General features: G+C 69.9%; 11 protein-coding genes. 9 read left to right on the top strand and 2 right to left on the bottom strand.

Annotation, left to right across the window (positions count from 1 at the left end; genetic code table 11):
- Positions 1-118: 118 nt before the first annotated feature.
- From QK288_RS07965 to QK288_RS07990, 6 genes are all read left to right on the top strand, one after another.
- On the top strand, positions 119-301 hold the full coding sequence (locus QK288_RS07965; RefSeq protein ID WP_281267266.1) for a hypothetical protein: 183 nt from the start codon (positions 119-121) through the stop codon (positions 299-301).
- Positions 302-382: 81 nt separating this feature from the next.
- Positions 383-1,582, top strand: a complete 1,200-nt coding sequence (locus QK288_RS07970) for a hypothetical protein (RefSeq protein ID WP_281267267.1) — start codon at positions 383-385, stop codon at positions 1,580-1,582.
- Positions 1,579-3,006 (top strand): hypothetical protein, encoded by a 1,428-nt coding sequence (locus QK288_RS07975; protein WP_281267268.1) that lies wholly within the window; start codon positions 1,579-1,581, stop codon positions 3,004-3,006. The genes QK288_RS07970 and QK288_RS07975 overlap by 4 nt, the downstream gene beginning before the upstream one ends.
- Positions 3,003-4,628 carry an ABC transporter ATP-binding protein gene (locus tag QK288_RS07980; protein ID WP_281267269.1) on the top strand — a complete coding sequence of 542 codons (1,626 nt, stop codon included), beginning with the start codon at positions 3,003-3,005 and terminating at the stop codon, positions 4,626-4,628. The genes QK288_RS07975 and QK288_RS07980 overlap by 4 nt, the downstream gene beginning before the upstream one ends.
- Before the next feature lie 86 nt (positions 4,629-4,714).
- Positions 4,715-6,367, top strand: a complete 1,653-nt coding sequence (locus QK288_RS07985; RefSeq protein WP_281267270.1) for an ABC transporter ATP-binding protein — start codon at positions 4,715-4,717, stop codon at positions 6,365-6,367.
- Positions 6,357-7,589, top strand: a complete 1,233-nt coding sequence (locus QK288_RS07990; protein ID WP_281267271.1) for an arginase family protein — start codon at positions 6,357-6,359, stop codon at positions 7,587-7,589. The genes QK288_RS07985 and QK288_RS07990 overlap by 11 nt, the downstream gene beginning before the upstream one ends.
- Here QK288_RS07990 and QK288_RS07995 read toward each other — a convergent pair.
- On the bottom strand, positions 7,540-8,091 hold the full coding sequence (locus QK288_RS07995; protein WP_281267272.1) for a GNAT family N-acetyltransferase: 552 nt from the start codon (positions 8,089-8,091) through the stop codon (positions 7,540-7,542). The two genes, QK288_RS07990 and QK288_RS07995, sit on opposite strands and share 50 nt — an antisense overlap.
- Positions 8,092-8,121: 30 nt before the next feature.
- On the opposite strand from QK288_RS07995, the gene QK288_RS08000 reads away from it, so the two are divergent.
- Entirely contained in the window at positions 8,122-9,072 is a 951-nt protein-coding gene (locus QK288_RS08000) for a DUF3097 domain-containing protein (RefSeq protein WP_281267273.1), read from the top strand.
- A gap of 35 nt (positions 9,073-9,107) precedes the next feature.
- Positions 9,108-9,758: a spermidine/putrescine ABC transporter substrate-binding protein gene (locus tag QK288_RS08005; protein ID WP_281267274.1), complete on the top strand. Its 651-nt coding sequence runs from the start codon at positions 9,108-9,110 to the stop codon at positions 9,756-9,758.
- A 241-nt stretch (positions 9,759-9,999) separates the two neighbouring features.
- On the opposite strand, the gene QK288_RS08010 is transcribed toward QK288_RS08005, so the two are convergent.
- Positions 10,000-10,479 (bottom strand): DUF3054 domain-containing protein, encoded by a 480-nt coding sequence (locus tag QK288_RS08010; RefSeq protein ID WP_281267275.1) that lies wholly within the window; start codon positions 10,477-10,479, stop codon positions 10,000-10,002.
- A 142-nt stretch (positions 10,480-10,621) separates the two neighbouring features.
- Between QK288_RS08010 and QK288_RS08015 the strand changes: the two genes are divergently transcribed.
- Positions 10,622-12,193, top strand: coding sequence for an inositol monophosphatase family protein (locus QK288_RS08015; RefSeq protein WP_281267276.1), 1,572 nt, complete (start codon positions 10,622-10,624; stop codon positions 12,191-12,193).
- Positions 12,194-12,227 lie beyond the last annotated feature (34 nt).

Raw genomic sequence — 12,227 nt, forward strand, 5'->3', positions numbered from 1 at the left:
GGAGCGTGATGTTTCACGCTCCGGCGCTAGATTTCCGTCAACCCGATCTGAGTGGATCGGGACGGACGGCGGGGGGTCGCTCAGGTGCTCCTCGCTCATACGCAAGAGGAGAAATGCCATGTCACCGACTGCCGTGAACGAGCTCGAATCCGCTCTGGCCGCCCTCGATGACTTCAGCGATTGGGACGTCGTCGTCCCCGACACCGCGGAAGCCGCGATGACGGTCGAGCGTCGTGACGTCATCGAGATCACGAGCGAGTTCTCGACGCTGGGCGGAAGCCGCCCGCGTCAGATGTCCTGATCAACGGCGTGGCGTGCCGGGTTCGGCGCGCCACGCCTCTGGACGCTCCGCAACCAGAACCCGCTTCCGCGAAGGACCTCAGTGCACCTCGATCCAGTCGTGACCCCGCCGCACCGCTCGGTCTTCGACCACATGCTCACTGTCCCCACACCCGCTCTCGTGTACGACGTCGACAACGCGATGCGCTCGGTCGGACGAATGCTCGATGACGTGTCCCTGGTCTCGGGCGCCAGGCTGAACGTCGCGCTGAAGTCCTGCCACACGCCCGCGGTGCTCCGGCACCTCGCGGACGCAGGACTCGGCGCGGACTGTGCATCGGTCCGCGAACTCGACCTCGCCGTGTCAGTCGGGTTTGACGAGCTGTCGGCGACAGGTCCGAGCTTCTCCGACGAGGGAGCTCTCGACCGGCTCGCTGAGCGCGGTGTCGTCCTGGATGCGACGTCGATCGACCAGCTGGAACTGATCGGCAGGACCCGGTCGGGTTCCGACGTCGGGCTCCGTTTGCGTCTGCCGATTCCCGAGACGCTGGACACGGCCAACTCCTTCGGTGCGAACAGCCGGTTCGGGGTCGGCGCCACCGATCCAGCCGTCCACGCGGTCTTGGCCCGGCACCGGCTGCGCGTCACACGGCTGCACCTGCACACCGGGCAGCTGTCCCCTCACCTGTTCCTCTGGGAACTCCGGTACACGCTCACCGTTGCGGAATCCATGTCCCACGTGGAGCTCATCGACTTCGGCGGCGGGTTCTACGACTTCTACGCGGATCGAGCCGTGGCACGGCGTGCGCTCCAGACGGCTGATGAACTGCTCGCGCAGTGGCGTGCCCGGACCGGGCGGCCGATGGCGATCCGGTTCGAACCCGGAGCAGCCGTCCTCGGCCCGCATGGATACCTCGTGACGACGGTCCAGTCGATCGAGCAGGCACATCCCGCCTACGGCGCCGAGGTTGTGCAGGTGGACACGTCCGCCTGGAACTACGCCCCGTGGCACCTCCCGGTCGCTGTGCCGCTCGACGAACCCGAGCGTCAACCGAAGTCCACCCGGCTGGTATCCGGGAACACGCTCTACGAGAACGACTTCTTCGGGATGACCGGTCGCGCAGGACGTCCGCTCATCGACATGGCGGCGGTGTCCGTCGGGGAACGGCTCGTCCTGACCAACGCAGGCGCCTACACCATGACGAACCGTCGCGATTTCAACCTCCTGGGCAACCTCCGCGAGTACCTGATCGTCGATGACGCACTCCGTCCGGTCGACACCGAGATGGCGGCAACGCGGTGAACGCCGACAGTTCGAGCGCGCTCGGGCTCGAACGCACGCTGCTCCAGCGGGTGCTCGACGAGAACGCGCAGCTCGATCCGTCAGGGATGGCGCGGATCTCCCGGAACCTCGCGGCCGGGGACGCGGCCGGAGACCACCGCGAGCAGGAGCGCTTCCTGCACGACAGGTACATCGACCTCCGGCACGTGCTGCGGAGTCGCGCAGACCGTTCCGTGGTGGATCGTTTCGCGAGTCCTCCGTCCGGTCGTGACGCGGATCCCGGAATCGACTACGGCTACGAGCGGAGCGCCCCGAGCGCCGTGCTCGACGGCAGGCTGGTGGACGGGGAGCCCGACATCACCGGATGGACGGCGTCAGGAGTCGTGTGCAGCAGCGGGATGGCGGCACTCACGGTGGCGCTCCACGTCGCCGCGTACGAGTTCCGCTCCGTCCACGGCAGGCTCCCGAAGGTCGCCCTGCTGGGTGACTACTTCGAGACGACGATGCTGATCGAGCTCGTGTCGACGTCGTTTGCGTCCTGGTCACGGTGCCGGTCGGTGGCTGAACTCGTCGCAACCCGCGCAGATGTGGTCGTGCTCGAGCCGGTCCGCTACGACTGGGACCTCCACACCGTCGACTTCATCGAACTGTCCACTGCCTGGGCAGCGCAGGGGGCTCCGCGAACGGTGATCGTGGACCCGAGCCTGACGCCGGGCGTCTGGCCGAAACAGCAGCTCCTCACGACCTTGACCGGAACGGACACCGCGACCGTGATCGAGGCGCGTTCGGCGCTCAAGCTCGACCAGCTGGGGCTCGAGCTGGCGAACGCCGGCGCAGTCGTGGTCCACCGCAACGACGCGCTGACTGCTGCGGTGTCCGACGCCGAGACACTGCGGAACGCCCGCGCGGTCCTCGGCGCCGCGCTCCCTCCACGCTCGGCGATCGCGCTCGACAACTCGTTCTTCCTCGACCCGGATTGGCGCAGGACCCACGTCGCGCTGGTGGCGAGGAACAACGAGGCGTTCGCGCGAGCGCTCTCCGTCGACCGGGGGCTCTTCGAGACCGTTGCCCATCCCGCGAACCGACCGCGGGGCGCGGACACACGAGACGGCTCGGTGCGGGTCGCCCCGTTCACGGTCCTGCGTCTCGAGGACGACGACCTGCTCGGGTACCGCCTGCTCCTCGGGGTGATCCGGACCGAGGCGGACCGCCGCGGAGTGGACCTGCAGTTCGGCGCGAGTTTCGGGTTCCGGTCCCATCGACACGAGACGATCGTGCCACGCAAACGAGATCTCAGGTGTCTGCTCAAGGTCGCCCTCGGGGCGCGCGGCGGACCCGCGATGGACGGGGTGATCGAGCTGTTCCGTGACCTGCACGCGCTCGGCAGCATGGATGCCGTGCGGCGGCACTTCCGCGGAGTCCGACCGATCGAGCTGGCACTGTGAGCGGCACGACGGCTGCACTCGGGCACACGTTCGCGTCGCTCCGTCCCTTGCTTCGAGGACATCGACGGGCGCTGGCCGCGCTCATCGGTCTCGCACTCGCGGGCACACTCGCCGAGGCGTGCCTGCCGATCGGGCTCGGGCAGGTCGTCGACGGAGTCGAGCGTGGACGGTTCGACACGGTCTTCATCGCCTCCGGCGTGTTGGCACTGGTGGTCGTCGCTCGCGTGGCGTCGTCGGTGGTCGCTCACGCCGTTGCTCGCAGCGCCGAGATCGACATCGCAGTCGGTCGCAAGCGCGCAGTCGGCGCGCACCTCGTGGCGAGCCGATCGGTGATCGGTGAGCGCGTGGGTCTCGGCGATGCCGTCGAGACAGCGGAGACGGACACCGAGACCATCGCCGGAGTGGTGGGCGTGGCCCGGTCGTTGGTCGTGTCGCTCGTGACCTTCGTCGCGATCGGCGTGTACCTTGTCGCGAACTCCTGGGTGATCGGTGGGTCCATCATCGTCGGAGCACTGTGCATCGCCCTCTTCCTGCCGGCACTGGTCGGCCTGCTCGAACAGCCGCTCGAGCGGCACCGCGCGCGTGCGGGCGCCGTCGCAGGACTGGCTGCCGACGCGGCGAGTGGACTCCGCGACCTCCGCGGCATCGGCGCCGAGGACGTGTTCCTCCGCCGGTTCCGCGATGCGTCCGCCCAGATGCGTCTCGCGGGCCTCACGGTCGCGCGTCGACGCGCGCTCATCGCCGGTGTCCAGGTCGCGATCCCGAGCGCATTCGTCCTGCTCATCCTGGGGATCGCGCTGTGGCAGTGGCGTTCCGGCGACCAGACGGCGGGCGATCTGGTCACCTACTACGGGCTCGGCGTCTTCCTCGTCGGTCCTGTCGGGTCCTTCATCGGGGCCTGGAACGAAGTGCCTGCGATCGCCGTCGCGGCACGGCGGGAGCAGACGCTGCTCGACGCTGGACACCCGCCACGTACCGGACGCGACGGAACGCCGACCGGTGACCTCGTGGACGAGGTGAGCGGTGTGGTGGCCCGTTCGCCCGAGTTCCTGCTCGTGACCGGCGTGGAGCTCGCGACGCTCCGCTCCGTCGCCTCCCGCCTGGTCGGAGAAGCCGACGCAACGTGCTCATACGTCGGCCCGACGCGTTGGTCCGAATGGGACGAGGGAGCGGTGAGGAGGCATGCCGTCATGCTCGATTCCGACGCACGCCTCGTCTCCGGCACCGTGCGCGAGATCCTCGGCGCCCAGGACGACGACCATGCCCGCGCCGTGCTCCGGGTCGCGGCTGCCGACGACTTCATCGGTGACGACCTCGATCGCGAGGTCAGCGAGGGGGGACGCGACCTGTCCGGCGGGCAGGTCCGTCGACTCCTGCTGGCACAGGCGCTCGCCGTCGAGACCGAGGTGCTGGTCTTGGTCGAGCCGACACGGTCGCTCGACCTCGTCACCGAGCGGCGCCTGGTCGAGCGTCTTGCGCGCCACCGTGCCGGCCGCACCACGATCGTGTGCTCGCAGGCTCCATCGGTGTTCGCGGTCGCCGACCGCGTCGCCGTCCTCGACCAGTCGGTCCACGTGTCGGGAGCGGTCGGGGCCGCAGCCGAGCGAGAGGGCCTCCGGTGAACGCACCGCTCCTCGTCGCAGGGCCGACCGAGACCTGGGGGGCGATCCGTCGGGTGGTCAGGTCGCATCGTCGTCGCCTTGCACTCATGCTGGGGTGGCACGCACTCGCGGTCGGCTCGGCGGTCAGCGCGCCGGTGTTGTTCGGCATGCTCATCGACAGTGTCACCGCGGGAGGTCCGTGGGACCGGATCTCAGCGCTGTTCCTCGTCCTGTGCGGTGTGCTCGTCGTCAGGACCGTGCTCGGTGTGGCCTCCCAGGACGCGTCTTGGCGGTTCGGCGAGGACGTGTTCGCGCAGCTCCGCGACGAGGTCGTCGAAGGTGTGGTCCGCCTCCCGCTCCGCGTCACGGAGCGAGCCGAACGCGGAGAGGTCCTGGCCAGGACGTCGAACGACGTCGATGCGGTCTCCGAAGGCGTGCGCGTGGGTGTCCCCGAGGTGCTCGTCGGGGTCTTCACCGTCCTCTTCACCACGGCCGCCTCGTTCGTGCTCGACTGGCGGGTCGCCATCGCATCAGTCGTGGGCTTGCCCATCCTCGTTCTGTCGACGCGATGGTACGTCCGCCGCTCGCAGTCCGCGTACGAGGCCGAGCTCAGGAGTCACGCGCGCTTCAACGGCAGCGTCCTCGAGACCGTCACGGCGTCTCGGACGCTCGGACTGCTCGGGACAGGGGATCGACTCCTCCGACGCATCGACTCCCGGGCAAGGGAGGTCAAGGCGGCCGAGCGCGTGACACTGGGACTGCAGTCGCGGTGGTTCCCCGTCGTGCAGCTCGGCTACTACCTCCCGTTCGCGGTGGTGGCGACGTGGGGTGGCTGGCTGGCCGTACAGGGTGAGGTGAGCGTCGGGACCGTGGTCGCGATCGCACTCAACGTCCAGCTCGTCGTCGATCCGCTGGACGACCTCCTGTACTGGTCGGACCAGCTGCAACTCGCCTGGGCCGCGTTCCGGAGGATGTCCGGCGTTTCCCGACCCGTGGCGACCTCGCACGACGACGACGAGATGGTGACCGCTCCCGTCGAAACGCCGGGGCGCGCCGTCCACTGTGCAGATGTGTCGTTCTCGTACGACGACGGTCCGCCCGCAGTCTCGGGAATCGACCTCGACATCGCGCACGGCGAGCACCTCGCGGTGCTCGGGCCATCCGGAGCCGGGAAGACGACCCTCGGCCTGCTCATCGCTGGTGCGCTGGACCCCGACACCGGACGGATCGCGGTGGGCCGCGAGTCCCGTGCCCCCGCGAAGCGGATGATGGTGAGCCAGGACCCTCATGCCTTCAGCGGCACGCTCCGCGACAACCTCGCGCTGGCGGCGAGATCGGCGTCGGACGGGGAACTCCTCGCTGCGCTCGCGCTCGCAGGGGCACCGACGGATGTCGATGGGCTCGACGTGGAACTCGAGGCCACATCGATCGATCCCGTCCACTTGCAGCGGATCGCGCTCGCGAGAGTGGTCCTCCGCGACCCGGACGTCGTCGTCCTCGACGAGTCGACCTCGCATCTGTCCGTGGACGACTCACGGGTGCTCGACCGCGACATGGCAGCGGTGTTCCGAGGGCGGACCGTCGTCACCATCGCGCACCGGATGAGCGCGGCGCTCGATGCGGACCGTGTCCTCACCATGGAACACGGTCGGGTCAGCGAGATCGGCACGCCGCGCGAACTCCTTGACTCCGGGGGACTGTTCGCCGAACTCCACCGGCAGTGGACCTCCCGAACCGAAGAAGGAAACCATGAACGCTGATGACGTCCTCGCGGTCGACCAAGGCTTCGTCGTGCGGAGTGCCGACATAGACGGGACGATGACGCTGTGGTCGCCCGGAACCGGCACGGAGCTGCAGCTCAGCCGCAGTGCGCACGCGCTCCTCTCACGTTTCGCGGTGCCGACAGCACCGTCCGTCGCCCTGGGCTCCCTCCCCGAACCCGCACGTGAGCCAGCTCTCCGCGCCATCACCTCCCTCGTCGAAGGAGGTCTGCTCCGTCCTCACGGAAACGCACCCGGTTCCGGCGAAGCCCCTCGAGGGCTGTTCGGCGTGCCGATGACGACGCTCGGTCACGCGGTGAGCGATCCGGGGCTCGACATGGTCGTCGTCGGGGTCGAATACGACGCCGGTGCTTCCGCACAGAGCGGCTCGAAGACTGCCCCCGATGCCGTCCGACGGGTTGCTGCCAGCTTGTTCGCACCCGGTTCCGACCGCGGGATGTGGGATCCGGCACTGGGGCGCCGCATGCTCGACGGCGCGCGGATCGGCGACATCGGGAACATCGGCGACGTCGTCCAGATGCGCAACGGACCGGTGCTCGATCGACTCGCCGGCGCAGTGGAGGCGATCACGGGTTCCGGCAAGCTCCCGGTCGTGATCGGTGGCGATCACTCGATCACCCATGCGGTGGTCAGGGGACTCCTCGCGGCATCCGAGGGCGAGATCGGTCTCATCCACTTCGATGCTCACACGGACTACCTCCGTCCGGCCCGCGGGAACTGGCGGCCCTCGCTGCACCACGGGAACGTGATGAGCTGGATCGCCGGTGAGGAGCGAGTCGAGCGGATCGTGCAGTTCGGCATCCGGCAGCGAGTGGACGACGACCCCGAGGGTGGCTCCAAGACCGTCGTCTGGGGCGGACGGTCGTCGATCGACGCCGACGTCGATGAGCTCTTGGCGGACCTCCCGCAGCACCTCGGGTGGCACGTGACGATCGATGTCGACGTCCTCGATCCGGCTCACATGCCGAGTACGGGCACCCCGGTTCCCGGGGGGTTCAGTACCCACGAACTCATCGACCTCGTCTGCCGACTGGTGTCACGACGCCGGATCGTGGGTGTCGACATCGTCGAACTCATCGGTGAGGGCGAGGGCGCCCACCGGTCGGCGCTCGCCGCTGCGGACGTACTCGCACGGACGCTCGATGCTGCGTTCAGGCCCTCCGCGGAACGTCAGTCAGGAACGGAGTCGTCGTCCCGCTGAGGTGGTCCTCGCGCAGGATCCCGTAGGCGACGGAGTCCCGCGGCGCACCGCCGTCGACCGGCCACGTGCGGCGGTAGTGCGCTTCCTGCACCCAGCTGTTGCGCGCAAGGGCCTTCCGCATGGCGACGTTGTCGTCGCGAGTCTGCGCCTCGATCCTCGTGATGTCGGGGAACGCGGCGAAGACATGATCGGCCAGTGCGCCGACGAGCACGGTCCCGATGCCGTTCCCCCGCGAAGGTTCAGCAAGGCGGATGTCGATCATCGGCGCATCGTCGTCGAGGTCATCGAGGACGACGATGCCGGTGAGCGCACCGTCGACGTCGACCCGGAACACCGCGTGCTCTGGGGAGGCGAAGGCGCCGTCGTCGATCCGTTTCTCAATGGCCCCTCGCGTCGGCGACGCGGAGACGTGGAACGGAAATCGATTCGTGGTCAGGAACTCGACGAAAAGGGTTCGGTCCGTGGGCTCAGCGAGGTCCATCGAGTGAAGTTTCAGATCCATGACACGAACGTACACGCCAGAGTCGGAAGGATGGGCGCTACCCTCGTGCGGGTGGACGACGACCGGTACGGCAGCGACGTGCTCTCGGGCGACTGGCGCTCGAAGGGCGTGAAGAAGGTGCGGCAGGTGCCGCTCGAACGCGACATGGTGCTCGAGGACCCCGCCTCCGGCTGGGCCGGCGCCGTGGTCGGCCTCGAAGCCGGCACCATCGCCCTCGAGGACTGGAAGGGCCGCACCCGCTCGTTCCCGTTCACCGGCCAGTTCCTGCTCGAGGGCGAGCTCGTCACCCTGGGTCGCCCGCAGGCGCCGGTCGGGCGCTCTGCCGCAGCTGCACCCCCGGCTCGCGCCGGATCGGACGGGAGGCCCGGTGCCGGTCCGGCGGTCCGCCACGCGTCCGACGGTGGTCGCCTCCGCACCGCCTCCGGATCGTTCGCCGTCGAGGCGCAGCGAGCGCGCGTGGCGCTGCCCTCCCGGATCATGGTCGAGGGCAAGCACGACGCCGAACTCGTCGAGAAGGTCTGGGGCGCCGACCTCCGGGTTGAGGGCGTCGTCGTCGAGGAACTCTCCGGCGTGGACAACCTGGCCGACGTGCTCGAGGAGTTCCGCCCGTCGCGGGACCGCCGAGTGGGTGTGCTCGTCGACCACCTGGTCCCCGGGTCGAAGGAGTCCCGCTTCGCCGACGCCGTGATGCGGGGCAAGTGGGGCGCACACGTGCTCGTCGTCGGGCACCCGTTCGTCGACGTCTGGCAGTCGGTGAAGCCCGGACGGGTGGGTCTCGAGCAGTGGCCGACCATCCCGCGGTCGATCGAGTGGAAGAAGGGCATCTGCCAGTCGCTCGGGTGGCCGCACGCCGAGCAGGCCGACATCGCCAGGGCGTGGCAGCGGATCCTCGGGCAGGTGCGGACGTTCGCCGATCTCGAGCCGCAGCTGCTCGGTCGTGTCGAGGAGCTCATCGACTTCGTCACCGAACCCATCTCCTAGCCCCGGATCCCCGGAGTCGCGCATACCCTGGGGACATGGACGGCATCGACGGGCGCGTGCGGAACGCCGTCGACGTCTGGCTGCGCTGGCTCCCGCGCTGGCAGATCGGCACCGCCCGGCCACGCACCCGCATCTGCCGGAAGTGCACCGGGTCGCCGATCGCCAGCGCCGCGGGCTTCGGGCCCGACGTGCCGCATCCCGTCCAGCACGCGCTGATCGGTCGGATCTCGACGATCATCGAGGACTCCGTCGACGACTACACGGCGAAGAACCTCCCGCTGTTGCAGCGGGAGCTCGAACGCGCCGCCGCCCGCAAGCGCGACGCCGGGTACCAGCCGGCCGAGGGGCTCTCGCCCGAGTTCCAGGGGCTCGACGTCGACCCGCAGCCGCAGGAGGGCGCACCGTTCCTCTTCACGCTCGGCGAGCTCGCCGGCACCGGGGCATCGTCGGACGCAGCACCGCGCGAGCCTCTGTCCGACGAGGCGAAGGCGGCACTCCGGCACGAGATCGACCTCTCCGACGAGTGCGCCCGCTCGACGGGGACGGCGGTGTGCCTCGCCCTCATCGACCACCGGCCGCGGATCGCCGAAGCCGTCGAACGTCTGGTCGAGCCGCAGATCGAGGCGCTCGTGTCCGACATGTTCCGGGGGCTCGACGGCGACGCCCCACGCGGCGGCTTGTTCTGACGTCCGGCGCCCCGGGCGATCAGGGACAAAAGCGGGAACGTCGGTAGCCCACCGCGGTGCTCGCCAGGATGATCACGCTGCAGGCGACCGCGATCCATCCGAACACGCCTGGGGCGCCGCTCGTGAGGAGGACGACTGCAACAGCGCCGAACACGAGTCCGATCAACAGGAACACGAGCCACATCACGTTCGATCGACGCATACGACGAATCCAACCATCGACGAACTCTTGGTCGTCCGCTCAGGTGCCCGGCGTCACACCGGCCGAGGGCTCCGTCGACGGGTCGTCGTTCGCCGGGTCGTCCTCGACCGCCGGCGCCGACCGCTGCTGTCGCCGCGCGACGGCCCGCAGGACACCCCGCGCGATCGCCCGCCACCCGAGCAGGAACACCCCGAGCACGATCGTCGCGACGATGACGAACGAGATCGGCAGCGGGTTGCCGTCGACGACGCCCTGCCCGGTCGCGACCCTGATCGCCATGCCGACGAACACCGTGAGGATCCACGCGACGACACCGGTCGGCCAGAAGCGCAGCGGGCGGGCCCACGCACCACTCGTGACGTAGGCGATCGCCCATCCCGCGAGGAACGGGTACGCGGTGGTCCACAGTCCGACCAACGAGGACGCCTCGCCGTGGGACGACCGGCCGATCAGTGCGAACACGATGATCAGGACGACGTCGATGACGGCTGCGAGCCAGCCCCAGGTGCGATCGGTCACCGCCTCATTGTCGCAGGCACGACGCGGCAACGAGTTCACCTCCCGGTGGGGCACCCGGCAACCTGGTGTTCAACCGAATCCGCGACGATGCGAGACCGAACCGTGACGACGCGGGACGGAAGTCTCCACGGAGGGCAGAGCCATGACGACGACGGACGCGACCCGGAGTCGTCCAGCTGAACCGAGCCTCCCGTCCGTCCGGATGCCGCGCCTGGTGGCGCACCGTGGCGCGCCGCGGGTCCGCCGCGAGAACACCCTGCCGGCCGTCGCGGTGGCCGAGGCGCTCGGCGCCGATGTGATCGAGGTGGACGTCCGGCGGACGGCGGACGGTGTCGCCGTCCTGCTGCACGACGAGACGCTCGGCCGGATGTGGGGCGACGCGCGTCGGGTGGCGGACGTGCCGTGGTGTGACGTCGCCCGGCTCGGGAACGGTCTCGACCGCATCCCGCGGCTCGACGCGGTGCTGGAACGGCTGGACGGCTGCGGGTCGTCCCTGCTGATCGACCTCACCGACGCCGAGGACGCCCGCGTCGCCGCACGCACGGTGGCTTCCTCGAGCGCCGCCGTCGCCGTCGCGTGGTGCGGAGCGCAGGAGGCGGTGGCTGCGGTGCGCGAGGTGCTCCCGGACGCGGACGTCTGGCTGGCGTGGGCATCGCTCGACCCGCCGACGCCCGACGACCTGGTGGCGCTCGGGCCGTCGACGCTGAACCTCGACGTCGCCTTCCTCACCCCGAGGACCGTCGGGGCCGCCCACGACCTCGGCCTGCAGGTCTCGGTGTGGACCGTGGACGCACCGGAGCCGGCGATCTGGGCGGCTCGTCTCGGCGCGGACTCGATCACCACGAACGACCTCGCCGCCGTCCGTGCAGCGCTCGCCGCGGCCGAACGGGACGGGTGGCCGGAGCCGGACCACGAGGCGACCGAGGCCGAGGTGGCCTCGCGGGCACAGGCGCTCGCGCACCGGATCGCGCACGAGGTGATCGCGTACACGCGGGAGCACCCGGTCGGCTCGGTGACGACGAAGGCGCACGAGGCCGATCTCGTCACGGACGTCGACCGGCTCGTCGAGCAGCACGTCAGGGGTCGCGTCCGCGCGGCGTTCCCCACGCACGGCTTCTCCGGCGAGGAGTACGGCGATGCGCCAGGCGACAAGCACCGCTGGTACCTCGACCCGGTGGACGGGACGACGAACCTCGCGAACGGCGTCCCGTGGACGAGCACCTCGCTCTGTCTCACCCGGAGCGGGCGTCCGCTCGTCGGCGTCGTCGCGGATCCGTGGCGTGGCGAGGTGTTCGAGGCGCGTCGGGGCCGCGGCGCCGTGATCCGCGACCGGCAGCTCCGGCTCGACGACACCCCGAGATCGTTGGCGGGCGCGGTCGTCGGGACCGAGCTCGACGGACCCCTGCCGTGGCCGGGGTTCGGCGCGTTCCTCGACGCCCTCGCCGCGCGGTCCTGCACGCTCCGCGTCCAGGGTTCCGGCACGCTGACGATCGCGCAGGTCGCGGCGGGGCGGGGGATCGGCGGGTGCGTGTCGGCGTTCGACCCGATCGACCACGGTGCGGCCGTGCTGCTCGTGCACGAGGCCGGTGGCGTCGTCATGACCGTCGACGGGCCGGTCGAGGGGTTCCCGCCGGTGGGTGCGCCGTTCCTGGTGGCGCACCCGGGTGCGGCCGACGAACTGCACGCGGTCTGGGTGGGTGCGGTGCGTCCCTGACGTGTGGAGGACGGACGGGAGGCTCGTGGCGGGG

The organism is Curtobacterium sp. 9128 (genome assembly GCF_900086645.1).
Taxonomy (GTDB): Bacteria; Actinomycetota; Actinomycetes; order Actinomycetales; family Microbacteriaceae; genus Curtobacterium.